Raw genomic sequence first — 17,616 nt, forward strand, 5'->3', positions numbered from 1 at the left:
GGTCGCGGATTATAACGATGGTTTCTCTACAGTGCTATCCGAAAAATCTGAAAGAGCTGTCTGAAGGAAGGTTGCAGCGAATTCTTTGGGCGGTAGGGGCAGGCTGACGAGGTAGCCTTGGATCTGTTCGCAGCCTTCTGCGGCCAAGAATTGTTGTTGCGCATGGGTCTCCACCCCTTCAGCGATGACGGTCAGTTGCATGCTGCGGCCCAGTGCGATGATTGCGCGGACGATGGCGACATCATGGGGGTCGTTGGGTAGGCCGCGGACGAAGGATTGGTCGATTTTCAGGATGTCCAGCGGCAGGCGCTTGAGGTAGCTCAAAGAGGAATATCCGGTGCCGAAGTCGTCGATGGCCAACTGCAGGCCCAGTCGCTTCAGTTGATGCAGCACGGCCAAGGCTTCTTCGGCTTGGCTCATGATGAAGTTTTCAGTGATCTCCAGTTGCAGGGAGTCTGGGCGCAGATGCAGTGACTGCAGTAACTCATCGATACGATTGACCAGATCCGGTTGGCGAAGCTGTGCGCCAGCCAGGTTGACCGAGAGGGGGCCAAAGGGTTTGTAGCAGCGGTTCCAGTCGCGCATTTGAGTGCAGGCGTGTTCCAGCACCCATTCACCCAGTTGCAGGATCATGCCGTTTTCTTCGGCCAGCGGAATGAAACGCTCGGGTGCGACCTCGCCGAAGTTGGGGTGATGCCAGCGAATCAGGGCTTCGGCGCCCACAAGGCTCTGAGTCTTGAGGCTGAATTTGGGCTGGTAGCACAAGCTCAGTTCTTCACGTTCGATGGCACGGCGCAGTTCATGTTCCAGTGCCACTCGCTGGCTGGCCTGGGCGGTGAGATCTCGAGTGTACGATTCGACCCGGTTGCGGCCCTTGGCCTTGGAGCGGTACATGGCGGCGTCGGCATTCTTGATAAGGCTGGCGACGTCGATACCGTCCTGGGGGAACAGGCTGGTGCCAATACTGGCACTGGTAAAGAACTCGTGTTCGCCGGCCTGGAAAGGCGCGGTGAAGCAGGCCAGCAGTTTGTTGGCGATATGTTCGGCGTCTCTGGCGTGCTGAAGGCCCGGAAGCAGGATGATGAATTCGTCGCCCCCCAGCCGTGCAACCGTATCGATGTCGCGTACCTGCTCCTTGAGGCGGTGGGCGATGCCCTTGAGCAGCAGGTCGCCGACCGGGTGGCCGAGGCTGTCGTTGATGTGCTTGAAGCGGTCCAGGTCCAGGAACAAGACGGCGCCATTTCCATTGGACTGTTGTTGGCTGTTGAGCGCCGCTTGTAGCCGTGTTTCAAACAGTGCTCGATTGGGCAGCCCGGTCAGCGGGTCGTGGTGGGCCTGGTAGTCGAGCTTGGCCTGGGCGCGCTTGAGGCTGGAGATGTCGGCAAACACCGCGACGAAGTGGGTGATCTTTCGTTCGCTGTTGCGCACCGCACTGATGGTCAGCCAACTGGGATACAGCTCACCGTTCTTGCGCCGATTACAGATTTCGCCCTGCCAGTGGCCATCGGCACTCAATTGGTGCCATAAGGCCGCGAAGAAGGCGCTGTCGTGTTGCCCGGAGGCCAGTAGGCGAGGCGTCTGGCCCAAGGCTTCCACTTCGCTGTACCCGGTGATCTCACTGAAGGCACGGTTCAGGGCGGTAATGCGCTGAGCCGTGTCGGTAATCAGCACGCCTTCGGCAGTGCTCTCGAACACGGTCGCGGCCAGTTGCAGCTTTTCCTGCATGAGGTGGCGTTCGGTAATATCGCGGGCGATGGTCAGCATGCACTCTTCGCCACCAATCGGCAGGGGGCGAGCAGACAGCTCACAGAGCCGGACTTGCCCATCTGCACGGCGGATATGGCAGGTGAAGTCACGAACGAAACCGTCCTTGTTTAGCAGCTCAAGCAGCCGTTTGCGCTCGTTCAGGTCAACCCATATGCCTAGGTCTAGCGACGAGTGATCAATCGATATATTGCTGGCATAGCCACTCAGACGCGTGAAACCTTCGTTGACTTCGATGAGCAAACCGTCGCTTTGGCGCGACAGTAATAGGCCATCCGGTGAGGCATGGAAGGCTTTGGCGAACTTCTCCTCGGATGTCTGCAGCTGCTGTTGGGTTTCCTTGAGTTGCGATATGTCCCGTACCACCACGACCAAGGCGGGGGTGGTGTCGAGCTTGAACGGCTCGGCCGAGATGAGGCCGGTGAACAGTTGGCCGTTGTTGCGACGAAAGGGCATCTCCAGGTTGCGTATGCTGCCGGCTTGAAGTCGCAGCAGTAAGCTTGGGCCTATGCCATCGATACCCCAGATGTTCAGTTCAGAGGCTGCTTTGCCGATGACGTCCACAGCGCGAAGCCCTATCTGCTCCTCAAAAGCCGAATTGACCTCCAGCAGGCAACCGTCGCAAAGCCTGGCGATCAACAGAATGTCGGGGCATTGCTGGAACACCGAAGCAAACTTCTGTTCCGACAGGCGCAGTGCTTCCTCGGTTCTCTTGGTCTCGCTGATGTCGATCATCAACCCTCGCATGATCGGCTTATGGCCATGTTCGATCAGGCTGACAATGTCACGCACCCACAGGCAGCGGCCGTCTGCGGTGAAAACCCGATAGTCGAGGCTGTGATCGCGACCTGACTGGGTTTCGGCATTGCAGAATGCCTGGGCCCAAGCCGAGTCGTCGGGGTGCAAAATGCTGAGCCAGAAGCCAGGCTTGCGCCACTGGCTTACCGGATAGCCGAGCAGGTCTTCAGCGTGGGGTGACACATAGCTGTAAGTGAAATCGTTGACGTTGGCTTCCCAGGCGATGGCCGAAAGGCTTTCGATCAACCCGCGATAGTGATACTCACTGCTACGCAGCTCCTGCTCCAGGGAAATGCGCCGGGAAATTTCTGAACTAAGACGGCGATTGATCCGAATGACGCCAGCGAGAAAGACGACCAGCAGGATCACCCCGGGGAGGCCGTAGAACAATAAGTCGGACCAGAAAGTGCGGTGGTCCAGCACTTTGCCTACCCATCGTTCTTGAATGTTGCTGACCTGCTCCGGGCTTAAGTTCGCCAGCACCTTGTCGAGAATGCCGACCAGAATCTTGTCGTCTTGCGGTACGGCCATTGCCAGTTGGTAGCGGTAGGGCGTTTCACCACTGACATACAGGCCTTCGAGCTTCAGCTGTCGAAGGCTCCAGACGCTGGAAGCGAGGTCACCCACAACCGCATCGACCTTATTGGTGGCCAGCGCTTGCAAGGTGGAACTGACATTGGGCAGTGCCACCAGATTGAAGTCTGGATGCTGGGTGCGAAGCAGTTCGTGAGGGGCATAGTTCTCTACGACAGCCACTTTGAGCCCATACAAGTCGTCAAGATCACGGGGCTGAGGGCCCCCCTTGTGCGCCAGGATCACTATGGGGAAATCCAGGTACGGGCGTGTAAACGACAGGTAGCTTTGGCGCTCAGGGGTCGACATGATCCCCGGCAGTAAATCCAGGCGACCCTCGCGGGCCTCCTCCAGCACGGCTGTCCAGCTGATGGGCTCGATTGGCTTGAGGTTGATGCCCAGTTGGTCGCGGATCAAGGCAATGTAGTCGGCGGCGAGCCCCTGATAGTGCCCCTGTGCATCGCGGTACTCAAATGGCGGCCAAGAAGCATCCACCCCTAGGCGCAACTCGGGGTGAGCCGCCAGCCACGCGTGCTCTTCTTCGGTCAGGGACAGGGCGTTTGCGGTTGCGGTCCATGCAAGCAGAGACAACAACAGAAGGGCCCGCAGCTTCGCCATGGCGTCCTCATTGCTCCAACAAATTGATTCGAGTGTAGACGGGCTGGTGCGGGGTCGGGAGAGTAGCTGGACTTATTATTTGCAGGGGAGCAGGGCGGTTAGGCCCCTAAACGCAGAACCCCCGGCAAGGCCGGGGGTTCTGGTGTATCACTCGTCGAGGAAGGAGCGCAGGTGCTCGCTTCTCGTCGGGTGGCGCAGCTTGCGCAGCGCCTTGGCTTCGATCTGACGAATCCGCTCGCGGGTTACATCAAACTGCTTGCCGACCTCTTCGAGGGTGTGATCGGTGTTCATGTCGATACCGAAACGCATCCGCAGGACCTTGGCTTCACGAGCAGTCAGCCCAGAAAGCACGTCACGCGTGGCTTCCTTGAGGCTTTCAACCGTGGCGACATCGATTGGCGACTGCATGGTCGAGTCTTCGATGAAGTCGCCCAGGTGCGAATCTTCGTCATCGCCGATCGGGGTTTCCATGGAGATCGGCTCTTTAGCGATCTTCAATACCTTGCGGATCTTGTCCTCAGGCATTTCCATGCGCTCGCCCAACTCTTCTGGCGTCGGCTCACGCCCCATTTCCTGCAGCATCTGGCGGGAAATACGGTTGAGCTTGTTGATCGTCTCGATCATGTGCACCGGAATACGGATGGTGCGTGCCTGGTCCGCGATGGACCGGGTGATCGCCTGACGAATCCACCAGGTGGCGTAGGTCGAGAACTTGTAGCCGCGACGGTATTCGAACTTGTCCACCGCTTTCATCAAGCCGATGTTGCCTTCCTGGATCAGATCGAGGAATTGCAGGCCACGGTTGGTGTACTTCTTGGCGATGGAGATCACCAGACGCAAGTTCGCTTCAACCATTTCCTTTTTCGCGCGGCGGGCCTTGGCCTCACCGATCGACAGGCGACGGTTGATGTCCTTGATCTCGGCGATCGTCAGACCGGTTTCATCTTGCAGCGCGATCAGCTTCTGCTGGCATCGAACGATGTCGGCATCCAGGCGGCCCAGTGCTTCGGCCCACTTGGTGCTGCGCTTGGAGAGGTCACCGCTCCAGGTCACGTCGACTTCATTGCTTGGGAACAGGCGTAAAAAGTCTGCCCGTGGCATACGTGCATCGCGAACGCACAGCTGCATGATTGCGCGTTCTTGAGCACGCAGGCGCTCCAGTGCGCTACGAACACGCTCTACCAGGCCTTCGAACTGCTTGGGTACCAGCTTGATCGGCATGAAGAGTTCAGCGAGCAGCAGCATCTCGGCGATGCCTTGCTTGCTGGCGCGACCGTGCTTCTTGAGGACCTTGACGGTGGCTTCAAGTTGCTCGGCGACTGCGCCGAAGCGCTGCGCTGCGATGACTGGGTCCGGGCCACTTTCAGCCTCTTCCTCGTCGTCGCTGTCGCTTTCTTCTTCTTCGTCGTCTTTTTCTTCAGCAACGGCCGCCTTGGTATCAACAGGCGGTGGTACTTCGGCCGGCGGCGCAATGCCGTCGTCCGGATCAATGTAACCGCTCAGGACGTCGGACAGCCGACCGCCTTCGCTGGTTACGCGATCGTATTCGCTGAGGATGTGCTCGACCGTGCCGGGGAAGTGCGCAATTGCGCCCATCACTTCACGGATGCCTTCCTCGATACGCTTGGCGATTTCGATTTCGCCTTCGCGGGTCAGCAACTCCACCGTACCCATTTCACGCATATACATGCGTACCGGGTCGGTCGTGCGGCCGATGTCGGTCTCCACGGCCGCCAACGCTGCAGCCGCTTCTTCCGCGGCTGCTTCGTCGGTGTCGGCTTCGGCCAACAAAAGGGCATCCGCATCCGGAGCACTCTCGAATACGTTGATCCCCATGTCATTGATCATGCGGATGATGTCTTCCACCTGTTCCGGATCTGAAATATCCTCCGGCAGGTGGTCGTTGACCTCCGCGTAAGTCAGGTAACCCTGCTCACGACCACGGGCGATCAACTCTTTGAGGCGAGACTGCTGTTGCGCTTTTCCGGACATAACACCCTATCCACTGAAGGTCTTGGCGGGCAAAAAACAAGCCGAGGATTATACCCGAGCATGGACCTCACGCGCCAGTTGAGGTCGGGGTTTGTGCGGGAACATTCCTGCTAAGAAGGTCGCGCAGCTGATTTTTTTCCTCTGCACTCAGTTCACTTTGACGTGCTTTCCTGAGCAGATGTTCCAGGATTCGCTCGCGTTGGCGAGCAGACAAGCTAGTTATAGTGTCGAAAAACTGTTGTTCAAGGTTGTCGGCATCGATCAACCATTCCTTTTCTGCCAGTGCGCGTAGCAATCGACCTTGTTCGGTGCCGTGCCAGCGCGCAATCAGCTGTAATGAGCGTAGCCCAGGATTCTTTTGCAGGGCTTCGAGCAGTGCCACCAACAACTGAGCGTAGACATGCTCTTCGTCGGCAAAATGACTGGCATCTTCGACTTTGCCGGCCAGTTGCGGGTGATGCAACAAGGTGCGCAAAGCGCTCAGGGTCGGCGGCTCTACGCTGGTGGGAACCCTTGGTGCGCGCGGTTGGAAGTCCTGGCGCTTACCGTTGCGATCCCACGGCTTGCCCTTTTTGTCCCAGGGTTTGCCTTCAAACTTTTTCTGTCCACCCTTGGGGGCCCATTCCTGCTGGGCAGGCTGATAAGCATCCTGATGGTGGTAGTCGCTGTAGTCGGGTGTGAAATCCGCTACTGCGTTGTAATCGATGGACGGGTCATAGCTTGGGGGGGCTTCACTGTGAGGTGAATGCGCCAGCTGATTCATGTCCTCATTGCTGAGTCCCGTTATTTCCTTCAGCCGGTTGCGCATTAAAGTCCGCAGGTTGGCGCCCGGGACTTTATCGATCAACGGTGCTGCCAGCGTGGCCATATGGGCCTTGCCTTCCAGCGAGCGGGGGTCAGCTTCTTCAGTCAATTGCTGGAAGAAGTAGTCGGCCAGCGGCTGAGCATGCTGGTTGATACGGGCTCGGAAAGCATCGGTGCCTTCGGCGCGAACCAGGGTATCTGGGTCCTCGCCTTCGGGCAGAAACAAAAACCTTGCCTTGCGACCGTCCTGGAGGCTCGACAGGGTGGCCTCCAGTGCGCGCCAGGCGGCATTACGACCAGCCTGGTCGCCGTCAAAACAGAACAGCACGCTGGGCACGACCCGGAACAGGCGCTTGAGGTGCTCCTCACTGGTCGCGGTACCTAGCGTTGCCACCGCATTGCGTAAACCTTGCTGGGCCAGGGCGATGACGTCCATATAGCCCTCAACCACAATGATTTCATCAAGGTTGCGGTTGAACTTGCGGGCTTCGAACAGGCCGTAAAGTTCCTGGCCCTTGTGAAACACCGGGGTCTCCGGGGAGTTCAGGTACTTGGGTTTGTCGTCGCCCAGCACACGTCCACCAAAGGCGATCACTCGACCTCGACTGTCGCGAATCGGGAACATGACCCGGTCACGGAAGCGGTCGTAGCGCTTGCCGGACTCAGCGTTCTCGATCAGCAGGCCGGCATCGATCATCGCCTTTTGCTGCAGGGTATCGCTGCTCAGGTGCTTGAACAGGTTGTCCCAGCCAGGCGGTGCAAAGCCCAGTCCGAAGTCGCGCGCGATCTCCCCAGACAGGCCGCGGCCCTTGAGGTATTCGACCGCTGACTTGCGAGTCGGGTGGCTTTTCAGTGCCTGGCGATAAAACTCGGCGGCGGCCTCAAGCAGCGGGTAGAGCGGTGAATCGGTGGGCTGGCGTGGCTTGTGGCTGCGCCCGCTCTCTTCGCGGGGTACCTCCATGCCAGCCGCCTTGGCCAGTTCCTCGACCGCCTGGGGGAAATCCAGGTTGTCGTGGTCCATGATAAAGCCCAGGGCGTTACCGCCCGCGCCGCAGCCGAAGCAGTAATAGAACTGCTTGTCGGGGCTGACGCTGAAAGAAGGCGTTTTTTCTTTATGAAACGGGCAGCAGGCGGTGTAGTTCTTGCCGGCTTTTTTCATCTGGACGCGGGACGTCACCACATCGACGATGTCGGTGCGGTTCAGTAGGTCGTCGATAAAACCTTGGGGAATCAGCCCTGCCATGGTGCTCTCATCATCAGGCGACAACGCTGTGCGGTGGGGGCCGACAACGCATTGGATTCAAGTGTATCGCTTGTGCGATAGCAACGACGTCGCATCCGAGGTCAGCCTTGGCTGAAGTCGAATGAGGAAAAAAATCTATGGACTTGTCTGAGCCTTCCGGAGGGAAGGTTGGGGTGTGCTCGTCTGTAGCCGGTTAAGGCTCGTCAGTGTCGACGCGCACCTGGCAAAGATGCCAGTTCTGACGCTTTGGGCAGGTATGTTTCGAAATGCCGAAGCATTCGGAACATCCTCGTGCCAGAAGGCATGAGGTTGAAACTTCAGCTGCAACTGCCAGCAGCCCGGCTGTTAGGCCGGGCAAGGCAGAAGCTTGCGACAGACGCCTGTAAATTAATACAGACGAACGGCGCGGCGCTGTTCGCGCTGAACCTTCTTGGCGTGACGTTTGACAGCGGCTGCTGCCTTGCGCTTACGCTCAGAAGTCGGCTTCTCGTAAAATTCGCGGCTACGAACTTCAGCCAGAACACCGGCTTTTTCGCAGGAGCGCTTGAAACGACGCAGAGCTACGTCGAAGGGTTCGTTCTCTTTAACTTTGACGGCTGGCATCCAGAGCTACCTTCATTCATTACCGGGATCAACGTCTCTTGGCAATTATGTGCGCTGGAGTACGTCGGTTTTAAGGGTTGCGGATGTTAACCCCTAGTCGGCAGGAATGCAAAGCCTCTGATCGAAAACCGCTGGTCGCCTCGGTACGCGACGACTATTATTCGCGCCTTCGAATTGAGCCTCGACAAGGCGTAGACCCATGTTAGTACTGGGATTGGAAACATCCTGCGATGAAACCGGCGTCGCTTTATATGACAGCGAGCGCGGTCTGCTGGCTGATGCATTATTCAGCCAGATCGACCTGCACCGTGTCTATGGCGGCGTCGTTCCCGAGCTTGCCTCGCGCGATCACGTCAAGCGCATGCTGCCCTTGATCCGCCAGGTATTGGCGCAGGCGGACTGTGCCGCCACAGAAATCGATGCCATCGCCTACACCGCGGGCCCGGGCCTTGTAGGTGCCCTGTTGGTGGGGGCTTCCTGCGCCCAGGCATTGGCGTTCGCCTGGGACATTCCTGCGCTGGGTGTGCACCACATGGAAGGCCATTTGTTGGCTCCGATGCTGGAAGCGCAACCACCAGAATTTCCGTTCGTCGCTTTGTTGGTTTCCGGTGGCCATACGCAGCTGGTTCGGGTCGATGGCATTGGCCAATACCAGCTGTTGGGCGAAACCCTGGACGATGCCGCCGGTGAGGCCTTCGACAAGACGGCCAAGCTGATCGGCCTCAATTATCCGGGTGGGCCGGAAATTGCCCGGCTGGCGACTCAGGGTGTACCGGGGCGCTTCGTGTTTCCTCGGCCGATGACCGATCGCCCTGGCCTGGATTTGAGCTTCAGCGGTCTGAAAACCTTTGCCCTCAATACCTGGCAGCAGTGCAAGGCGGCTGGAGACGACGGCGAACAGACCCGTTGCGACATCTCTCTGGCGTTCCAGCAGGCGGTGGTGGAGACTCTGACCATCAAGTGTCGGCGCGCCCTCAAGCAGACCGGGCTCAAGCGCCTGGTAATCGCTGGTGGCGTGAGTGCCAACACGGCATTGCGTGAATCGCTGGAGAAGATGCTCGGTGAATTCAAGGGCAACGTGTACTACGCCCGTCCTGAGTTCTGTACCGATAATGGCGCCATGATCGCTTTTGCCGGTTGCCAGCGTTTGCTGGTCGGCCAGCACGAAAGCCTGGCGATCAGTGTGCAGGCGCGTTGGCCTATGGAGCAGTTGCCGCCACTATGAGTGCGACTCATGGGGCAGATTCAAAAATGCCGTTCGCGCCCGGCAAACAGGTCGCGTAGATTGCCGCGGTGACGCCAGACGATGAGCAGGGTCAGAATGCTCATCGCCAGCAGCGCCTCGGGTTTTTGCCAAGCGAACAGCGGCAGGGTGAGTGGTGTTGCGATCAGGGCTGCCAAGGAGCTGGTCCGGGTCAGGTAGAAGGTGAGCAGCCAGGCACCGATGGCCAGCAGCGCGGCAGGAGGATACAGCCCCAGCAGTACGCCTGCGGCGGTGGCTACGCCTTTGCCGCCGCGGAAGCGGAAATAGATCGGGAACAGATGGCCGAGCACTGCATAGACGCCGATCCAGGCCTGCTGTTGCAGCGAAAGCCCGGCCATGACCGCCGCGAAGATAGGCAGCAAGCCCTTGCACAGGTCGCCGAGCAAGGTAAGGATGGCCAGTTTTTTTCCGGCCAGGCGCAACATGTTGGTTGCACCCGCATTCCCCGAGCCGCTCATGCGTGGGTCGGGAGTACCGGTCAGGCGGCTGAGGACGATGGCAAAGGACAGCGAGCCGAGCAGGTAGGCGGATATCGCCAGTAACCAAAACATGCTAACTATTCCGGGCAAGGACGCCCCTGATTCTAACGGCGCAATGCGCCCTTGTCGTGCTGCGGAGAGAAGTGCTTGGACAGAGTGTTTATCGAGGGTCTTGAGGTCGATACCGTGATCGGTGCCTACGACTGGGAGCGCGGGATTCGTCAATGCCTGCGTCTGGACCTGAGTTTTGCCTGGGACAATCGCCCGGCCGCTGCCGGCGATGACCTGACCCTGGCGCTCGACTATGCCAGCGTATCCAGCCGGATACAGGCATTTGCCGATCAGGCTCAGTTCGAGTTGGTGGAGACGTTTGCAGAGCGCCTGGCCGAGGTCCTGATGAGCGAATTCCAGATTCCCTGGATGCGCCTGAAACTGACCAAGCCTGGCGCTATACCGGCAGCCAAGGGTGGTGTTGGCGTGGAGATCGAGCGCGGATGTCTCTGACCAGGGTTTATCTTGGGCTCGGCAGCAATATCGAGCGCGACGCGCACCTGTGTGCGGGTCTTGATGCGTTGGCCGGGTTTCTGGAAGACATGCAGTGCTCTCCCGTATTTGAAAGCCAACCCGTGGGAATCAAGAGTGGGCCCTTCCTGAATCTGGTGGTGACTGGGCTGACTTCGCTACCGCTGATGGAGCTGGACCGTCGCTTGAAGTTCATCGAGGCCGACAACGGCCGCTACGCCCCGGAACGCAAGGGGCTGCCGCTGGATATCGACGTATTGTTGTATGCCGATCAGGTGGGCAACTTCGATGGGTTGGTGTTGCCGCGTGCCGAAATTCTGAAAAATGCTTTCGTATTGTGGCCATTGTCGCTGATCGCGCCGCAAATGCTGCATCCGGGTGTGGGCAAGTCTTTCAGCGATTTGTGGGTCGAGGCCGAGATTGATCAGGTGCTGGCGCCGTTCCCATTCGAGTGGCGTGGGCAGCAATTGACGCCTGGAAAACTTTAAGTGTAGGAGCCAGCCTTGGCTGCGATGAACGCGCCGCTGTATATCAGGTAAACCGCGGTGCATTCATCGCGGCTAAAGCCGGCTCCTACCCCATTACGATTTGTCTTTGTAGCTTTGCAGCGCTTCCAGGCGCGCAAGCTTCAGGCCCTCGCCCAGGTCCTTGCCGGTCAGGCCCTGCTCAATCAGCGGTTGCACCCCCACTGACCGGGCTACCTCGGCAGCGCCACGCAGGTAGGCAGCCTGTGGATAATCTCGATCTTCAAAGCCGGTTCTACCCCGTGCATCCATCTCGCAGGCTGCTACGAATTCATCAAAACGCTGTGGGCGTCGATAGACGTCGAAGCTTTGCAGCAGTTCGAGCAGCGTCGCCGCCTTCAGTTCCAGTGCTCGATGCCCATGGGTGTGATATTGACCGACCAATAACGCCAATTCCTGGCAGTCCCTTGGCACCTTGAAGCGCTCGTTGATGGCCTTGATCAGTTTCAGGCCGCGTTGCTCGTGGGCGATGTGGCGAGGCCACTGGTCGCTGGGTGTCAGGCCTTTACCCAGATCATGTGTCAGGCAGGCCCAGCGCACGCTCAGCGCCAATCCGTGACGGGCTGCTTGTTGCAGTACTGCCAGGGTATGAATCCCTGTATCGACCTCGGGATGGTGGGCTGGGGGCTGAGGCACTCCGAACAAGGCATCGACTTCTGGCATCAGTTCCTTGAGGGCGCCGCAGTCGCGCAGGACCTGTACGAATACCTCGGGATGGTCTTCCATCAGGGCGCGGGAAATTTCCTTCCAGCTACGCTCTGCTGTCAGTGACTGCAGCTCGCCCGATTCGCTCAATTGGCGCATCAGCTCAAGGGTTTGCGGGGCGATCGTGAAGCCTAGCGCGGCATAGCGGGCAGCAAAGCGCGCGACACGCAAGACCCGTAGTGGATCTTCGGCAAATGCCGGTGAAACATGGCGAAGAAGCCGGGCTTTGAGGTCTTCTTGGCCGTGATAGGGGTCGGTAATCCGCCCGTCATCATCTTCGGCCATGGCATTGATGGTCAGGTCGCGACGGATCAGATCTTCTTCAAGGGTGACATCGGGGCTGGCGTGAAAGACGAAGCCGCCGTAGCCGCGCCCGCTTTTGCGCTCGGTACGTGCCAGTGCATATTCCTCGCCGGTTTGCGGGTGGAGAAACACCGGGAAATCTGCCCCCACCGGACGATAGCCCAGCGCCTGCATCTGTTCGACCGTGGCGCCAACCACCACCCGATCGATATCCGTTACAGGTAGGCCGAGTAGTCGATCGCGGACTGCGCCGCCGACTTTATAGATCTGCATGTAATACCTCCGTTGACGGGACAGGATACCTGTTACCCGTCAACGGAGGCAGACCATGGCTTAGAGATGGACCACGGTGAGATCGAGGCGGCCATAGTCGCCATCGCCGTGTTCAGCCTTTGGGGGGACGTGGTGAACCTTCATGACTTGGTCACCCTGCAGGGTTTCCAGGTGGATATCGAAGCCCCAGAGGCGATGCAGGTGCTTGAGGACCTCGTCGGTTGAATCACCCAGGGGTTTGCGGTCGTGTTGTTGATGGCGCAGAGTGAGCGAGCGGTCGCCGCGACGGTCGATGCTCCAGATCTGTATGTTCGGTTCGCGGTTTCCCAGGTTGTATTGCGCTGCCAGTGTCTCGCGGATGATCCGATACCCGGGTTCATCATGGATGGCTGGCACCAACAGATCATCGCGCTGATCGTCATCCAGGATGCTGAACAGCTTGAGGTCGCGTATCACCTTGGGTGACAGATACTGCAGGATGAAACTCTCGTCCTTGAAGCTGCTCATCGCAAATTTTATCGTCGATAACCAGTCGCTGCCGGCTATTTCCGGGAACCAGTGGCGATCTTCATCAGTCGGCTCTTCGCATATCCGGCGAATGTCCCGGTACATGGAAAAGCCAAGGGTATAAGGGTTGATGCCGCTGTAGTAGGGGCTGTCGAAGCCTGGTTGATAGACAACGCTGGTGTGCGACTGGAGGAACTCCATCATAAAGCCGTCGGTAACCAGGCCTTCGTCGTAAAGGTCGTTCATCAGGGTGTAGTGCCAGAAGGTCGCCCAGCCTTCGTTCATCACCTGGGTCTGGCGTTGTGGATAAAAGTACTGGGCGATCTTGCGAACGATCCGCACGATCTCCCGCTGCCAGGGTTCGAGCAGCGGAGCATGTTTCTCGATGAAATAGAGGATGTTTTCCTGAGGCTCAGCCGGGAACCGCGCGTTATCGCGGTCACCGCCCTTGCCGGCGCTCTTGGGAATGGTGCGCCAAAGGTCGTTGATTTGCTTTTGCAGGTGCTCTTCGCGGTCTTTCTGGCGACGCCGCTCTTCTTCTGCAGAAATCGGATAGGGGCGCTTGTAGCGGTCTACACCGTAGTTCATGAGGGCATGGCAGGAGTCGAGTAAGTCTTCCACGGCATCAATCCCGTGGCGCTCCTCGCATTGGGAAATGTACTGCTTGGCGAACACCAGGTAATCGATGATCGAGCTGGCGTCGGTCCAGGTGCGGAACAGGTAATTGCCTTTGAAGAAACTGTTGTGCCCGTAGCAGGCATGGGCAACCACCAGCGCTTGCATACAGATGGTGTTTTCTTCCATCAGGTAGGCAATGCAAGGGTCTGAGTTGATCACGATTTCGTACGCCAGACCCATCTGGCCGCGGCTGTAGGACTTTTCTGTGCTCAGGAAGTGCTTGCCATAAGACCAGTGATGGTAGCCCAGGGGCATGCCGACTGACGCATAGGCGTCCATCATCTGTTCGGCAGTAATGACTTCTATCTGGTTCGGATAGGTGTCTAGCGCATAGCGGTCGGCGAGGCGGCTGATCTCCCTGTCATAGGCCTGGATGAGCTCGAAGGTCCACTCCGAACCCGTGGAAATGGGTTGGCGCTTGTGCTGCTCTCGGGCGTTCATGTGGCTAACCTACGCTGGAAGAGTTCACGGAAGACCGGATAGATATCACCGGCCGTTACCAATTGCTGTTGGGCGAAGGTCTCGGCAAAGGCCTCGCCAATGCGTTCATACTCAAACCATAGCGCCTGATGTTCGCGCGGAGTGATCTCGACGTAAGTGTAGTACTGGACGAACGGCATGATCTGCTTGGACAGGATCTCGCGGCAAATGGGTGAGTCATCGTTCCAGTTGTCGCCGTCGGAGGCCTGCGCCGCATAAATATTCCATTCATGGGTGGGGTAGCGCGCGGCCATGATCTCCTGCATCAACTTCAAGGCACTGGAGACAATGGTGCCGCCGGTTTCCCGTGAATAGAAAAACTCTTCTTCGTCCACCTCGCGCGCGCTGGTGTGGTGGCGAATAAATACCACCTCGATGCGGTCATAGTTGCGCTTGAGGAACAGGTACAACAGGATGAAGAATCGCTTGGCGATGTCTTTGGTGGCCTGGGTCATGGACCCAGATACGTCCATCAGGCAAAACATCACCGCTTTGGAGCTGGGGTTGGGCTGCTTGATCAGCAGGTTGTACTTCAAGTCAAAAGTGTCGAGGAAAGGCACGCGGTAAATACGCGCCCGCAGCCGTTCGATTTCCGCTTCAATTTCCTGGATATCGCCGAAGTTGTCGGGTTCTTCGCGTTTTAGGCGAGCAAGCTCTTCTTGCGCAAGGCGCAATTTGCCTCGGCTGCTGCCGGACAGGGCAATGCGGCGGGCATGAGCCGAGCGCAGTGTTCGAATGATGTTGATCCGCGAAGGGTTGCCTTCGTTGCTGATGCCGGCGCGAACGGTCTTGTAGGTGTCAGTGCCGGTCAGGTTGCGCTTGACAAGGTTGGGCAGCTCCAGGTCCTCGAACATGAATTCGAGAAATTCTTCCTGGGTGATCTGGAAGACGAATTCGTCCATCCCTTCACCAGAGTTGCCGGCCTTGCCTGGGCCTCGGCCGCCACCCCCGCCAGGGGGGCGGGCGATGTGCTCGCCAGCGGTGAATTCCTTGTTGCCCGGGTGCACAACGGTTTGCTTGCCCCCGCGGCCATGGTGAAGCACCGGCTCGTCGATATCGCGGCCGGGAATACTGATCTGCTCGCCATGCTCCATATCGGTGATGGAGCGGCGACTTACTGCTTCTTCAACAGCTTTCTTGATGTGATCACGGTAGCGCCGCAGAAAACGCTGGCGGTTCACCGTGCTCTTGTTCTTGCCATTGAGACGTCGGTCGATCACATAGCTCATGACTGCTCCTTAGAAGCTGTCTTGAAAAAGGGTCGAACGGGCCGATGCTGGGCAGGATGGACCGGGACACCCAAGCCAGGGCGCCTCGAATCATGTGTGCATCGCCAAAGCCTCGCCGCCGCTTTTTTCAAACACCTCCCTTGAGCCTGTGTAGCAGAAATTGCTGCCACAGGCTCCGGGCTAACGACAACCGGTTCTTCCGGTAGCGGATTACTGGGATTTTCTGACCCGCAGGTACCATTCCGAAAGGAGACGGACTTGCTTGTCTGTGTAGCCGCGCTCCACCATCCGAGTGACGAAGTCGTTGTGTTTTTGCTGGTCCTCTTTGCTGGCTTTGGCGTTGAAGCTGATGACAGGCAGCAGATCTTCTGTGTTCGAGAACATTTTCTTCTCGATGACCACCCGCAGTTTCTCGTAACTGAGCCAAGTTGGGTTCTTGCCATTGTTATTGGCGCGAGCTCGCAGCACAAAGTTGACGATCTCGTTGCGGAAGTCTTTGGGGTTGCTGATCCCTGCCGGCTTCTCGATTTTTTCCAGTTCTTCGTTGAGCGCGATGCGATTGAGGATTTCGCCGGTTTCCGGGTCGCGGTACTCCTGGTCCTGGATCCAGAAATCTGCGTACAGCACGTAGCGGTCGAAGATGTTTTGGCCGTACTCGCTGTAGGACTCAAGGTAGGCCGTCTGGATTTCCTTGCCGATGAACTCAATGTAGCGCGGTGCCAGGTACTCCTTCAGGTAGCGCAGGTAGCGTTCGCGAACTTCCGCCGGGAACTGCTCTTGTTCGATCTGTTGTTCCAGCACATAGAGCAAGTGAACCGGGTTGGCGGCGATCTCGTGCGGGTCGAAGTTGAAGACCTTGGAGAGGATCTTGAACGCGAACCGGGTAGAGAGGCCGTTCATGCCTTCATCGACACCTGCGCTGTCGCGGTATTCCTGAATCGACTTGGCCTTTGGATCGGTATCCTTGAGGTTCTCGCCGTCGTAGACGCGCATCTTGGAGTAGATATTCGAGTTCTCTGGCTCCTTCAGGCGCGAGAGCACGGTGAACTGTGCCAGCATCTTGAGGGTGTCGGGAGCGCAATGCGCCCTGGCCAGCGAGCTATTGAACAGAAGCTTGTCGTAGATCTTCACTTCGTCGCTGACGCGCAGGCAATACGGCACCTTGACGATATAGATCCGGTCGATGAACGCCTCGTTGTTCTTGTTGTTACGGAAGCTGTGCCATTCCGATTCGTTGGAGTGGGCCAGCAGTATCCCGGTGAAGGGAATGGCGCCCAGGCCTTCGGTACTGTTGTAGTTGCCTTCTTGAGTGGCTGTCAGCAACGGGTGCAGGACTTTGATCGGGGCCTTGAACATCTCGACGAATTCCATCAGGCCCTGGTTGGCCCGGCAGAGTGCGCCCGAATAGCTATAGGCATCGGCGTCGTTCTGTGGGAACTCCTCGAGCTTGCGGATATCGACCTTACCGACCAGTGCGGAGATGTCCTGGTTGTTTTCATCGCCTGGCTCGGTTTTGGCCACAGCAATCTGATTGAGGATCGAGGGGTAGAGTTTGACCACCCGGAACTGGCTGATGTCGCCACCAAATTCGGCCAGGCGCTTGGTGGCCCAAGGCGACATGATGGTGCTGAGGTAGCGCTGCGGAATCCCGAAGTCCTCTTCCAGGATTGCGCCATCTTCATTGGCGTTGAACAGCCCCAGTGGCGATTCGAAGACCGGAGAGCCCTTGATGGCATAGAAGGGTACCTTCTCCATCAGTTGCTTGAGCTTCTCGGCCAGGGATGATTTACCGCCGCCCACCGGGCCCAGCAGGTAGAGGATCTGCTTCTTCTCTTCCAGGCCTTGGGCAGCATGGCGGAAGTAGGAAACGATCTGGTCGATGCATTCCTCCATGCCGTGGAAATCCTCGAACGCTGGATAGCGCCGGATGACCTTGTTGGAGAAGATGCGCGACAACCTGGAATTGGTAGACGTGTCGAGCAACTCCGGTTCGCCGATCGCGATTAGCAGGCGTTCTGCCGCAGAGACGTAGGCGCTGCGATCCTTTTTGCAGAGTTCCAGATACTCCTGCAGCGATAGCTCTTCCTGGCGGGTGGATTCGAAACGTTGTTGGAAGTGGCTAAAAATACTCATGACGTCACCTCGCTCGATACGTGGAGCCGACGCCGGATCAGCAGTTGATGCTGGCATACAACCGGAAAAAACCGGATGCTGTTAACCCCCCAGAACACCTAAAAGTCCTACCGATGACCCGCAC

The 17,616-nt window shown here is 58.1% G+C and carries 12 protein-coding genes; 3 read left to right on the plus strand and 9 right to left on the minus strand.

Annotated elements, in window-relative coordinates:
- Positions 1-9: 9 nt before the first annotated feature.
- The 4 genes from AC3IX4_RS02065 to rpsU all read right to left on the minus strand — a co-directional run bounded on the left by AC3IX4_RS02065 (position 10) and on the right by rpsU (position 8,395).
- Positions 10-3,753, minus strand: a complete 3,744-nt coding sequence (locus AC3IX4_RS02065; RefSeq protein WP_489259029.1) for a bifunctional diguanylate cyclase/phosphodiesterase — start codon at positions 3,751-3,753, stop codon at positions 10-12.
- Between the two features lie 147 nt (positions 3,754-3,900).
- Entirely contained in the window at positions 3,901-5,745 is a 1,845-nt protein-coding gene (gene rpoD, locus AC3IX4_RS02070; RefSeq protein ID WP_489259030.1) for an RNA polymerase sigma factor RpoD, read from the minus strand.
- Positions 5,746-5,812: 67 nt separating this feature from the next.
- Positions 5,813-7,792 (minus strand): DNA primase, encoded by a 1,980-nt coding sequence (gene dnaG, locus AC3IX4_RS02075; protein WP_489259031.1) that lies wholly within the window; start codon positions 7,790-7,792, stop codon positions 5,813-5,815.
- Positions 7,793-8,179: 387 nt separating this feature from the next.
- Positions 8,180-8,395 (minus strand): 30S ribosomal protein S21, encoded by a 216-nt coding sequence (gene rpsU, locus AC3IX4_RS02080; protein ID WP_002551877.1) that lies wholly within the window; start codon positions 8,393-8,395, stop codon positions 8,180-8,182.
- 199 nt (positions 8,396-8,594) lie between these two features.
- Between rpsU and tsaD the strand changes: the two genes are divergently transcribed.
- On the plus strand, positions 8,595-9,620 hold the full coding sequence (gene tsaD, locus AC3IX4_RS02085) for a tRNA (adenosine(37)-N6)-threonylcarbamoyltransferase complex transferase subunit TsaD (protein ID WP_489259032.1): 1,026 nt from the start codon (positions 8,595-8,597) through the stop codon (positions 9,618-9,620).
- Between the two features lie 20 nt (positions 9,621-9,640).
- Here the strand turns inward: tsaD and plsY are convergent, their stop codons facing one another.
- Positions 9,641-10,210, minus strand: a complete 570-nt coding sequence (gene plsY / locus AC3IX4_RS02090; protein ID WP_489259033.1) for a glycerol-3-phosphate 1-O-acyltransferase PlsY — start codon at positions 10,208-10,210, stop codon at positions 9,641-9,643.
- Positions 10,211-10,285: 75 nt separating this feature from the next.
- Between plsY and folB the strand changes: the two genes are divergently transcribed.
- Positions 10,286-10,642 carry a dihydroneopterin aldolase gene (folB, locus tag AC3IX4_RS02095; RefSeq protein WP_489259034.1) on the plus strand — a complete coding sequence of 119 codons (357 nt, stop codon included), beginning with the start codon at positions 10,286-10,288 and terminating at the stop codon, positions 10,640-10,642.
- The gene (gene folK, locus AC3IX4_RS02100; protein ID WP_489259035.1) at positions 10,633-11,148 is read left to right on the plus strand and encodes a 2-amino-4-hydroxy-6-hydroxymethyldihydropteridine diphosphokinase; all 516 of its coding nucleotides are present in this window, start codon (positions 10,633-10,635) and stop codon (positions 11,146-11,148) included. The genes folB and folK overlap by 10 nt, the downstream gene beginning before the upstream one ends.
- 93 nt (positions 11,149-11,241) lie before the next feature.
- Here the strand turns inward: folK and AC3IX4_RS02105 are convergent, their stop codons facing one another.
- The 4 genes from AC3IX4_RS02105 to AC3IX4_RS02120 all read right to left on the minus strand — a co-directional run bounded on the left by AC3IX4_RS02105 (position 11,242) and on the right by AC3IX4_RS02120 (position 17,492).
- Complete coding sequence (locus AC3IX4_RS02105) at positions 11,242-12,465, minus strand: multifunctional CCA addition/repair protein (protein WP_489259036.1); 1,224 nt, start codon at positions 12,463-12,465, stop codon at positions 11,242-11,244.
- A gap of 60 nt (positions 12,466-12,525) precedes the next feature.
- Complete coding sequence (locus AC3IX4_RS02110; protein ID WP_489259037.1) at positions 12,526-14,091, minus strand: SpoVR family protein; 1,566 nt, start codon at positions 14,089-14,091, stop codon at positions 12,526-12,528.
- Positions 14,088-15,359, minus strand: a complete 1,272-nt coding sequence (locus AC3IX4_RS02115) for a YeaH/YhbH family protein (RefSeq protein ID WP_489259038.1) — start codon at positions 15,357-15,359, stop codon at positions 14,088-14,090. The genes AC3IX4_RS02110 and AC3IX4_RS02115 overlap by 4 nt, the downstream gene beginning before the upstream one ends.
- 210 nt (positions 15,360-15,569) lie before the next feature.
- On the minus strand, positions 15,570-17,492 hold the full coding sequence (locus AC3IX4_RS02120; protein WP_489259039.1) for a PrkA family serine protein kinase: 1,923 nt from the start codon (positions 17,490-17,492) through the stop codon (positions 15,570-15,572).
- Between the last annotated feature and the right edge of the window lie 124 nt (positions 17,493-17,616).

The sequence above is a fragment of the Pseudomonas sp. KH_021 genome (assembly GCF_057838865.1).

Coding starts and splice junctions, on each gene's coding strand:
- AC3IX4_RS02065 (WP_489259029.1), bottom strand. CDS start 3,753: ATGGCGAAGCTGCGGGCCCTTCTGTTGTTGTCTCTGCTTGCATGGACC.
- rpoD (WP_489259030.1), bottom strand. CDS start 5,745: ATGTCCGGAAAAGCGCAACAGCAGTCTCGCCTCAAAGAGTTGATCGCC.
- dnaG (WP_489259031.1), bottom strand. CDS start 7,792: ATGGCAGGGCTGATTCCCCAAGGTTTTATCGACGACCTACTGAACCGC.
- rpsU (WP_002551877.1), bottom strand. CDS start 8,395: ATGCCAGCCGTCAAAGTTAAAGAGAACGAACCCTTCGACGTAGCTCTG.
- tsaD (WP_489259032.1), top strand. CDS start 8,595: ATGTTAGTACTGGGATTGGAAACATCCTGCGATGAAACCGGCGTCGCT.
- plsY (WP_489259033.1), bottom strand. CDS start 10,210: ATGTTTTGGTTACTGGCGATATCCGCCTACCTGCTCGGCTCGCTGTCC.
- folK (WP_489259035.1), top strand. CDS start 10,633: ATGTCTCTGACCAGGGTTTATCTTGGGCTCGGCAGCAATATCGAGCGC.
- AC3IX4_RS02105 (WP_489259036.1), bottom strand. CDS start 12,465: ATGCAGATCTATAAAGTCGGCGGCGCAGTCCGCGATCGACTACTCGGC.
- AC3IX4_RS02110 (WP_489259037.1), bottom strand. CDS start 14,091: ATGAACGCCCGAGAGCAGCACAAGCGCCAACCCATTTCCACGGGTTCG.
- AC3IX4_RS02115 (WP_489259038.1), bottom strand. CDS start 15,359: ATGAGCTATGTGATCGACCGACGTCTCAATGGCAAGAACAAGAGCACG.
- AC3IX4_RS02120 (WP_489259039.1), bottom strand. CDS start 17,492: ATGAGTATTTTTAGCCACTTCCAACAACGTTTCGAATCCACCCGCCAG.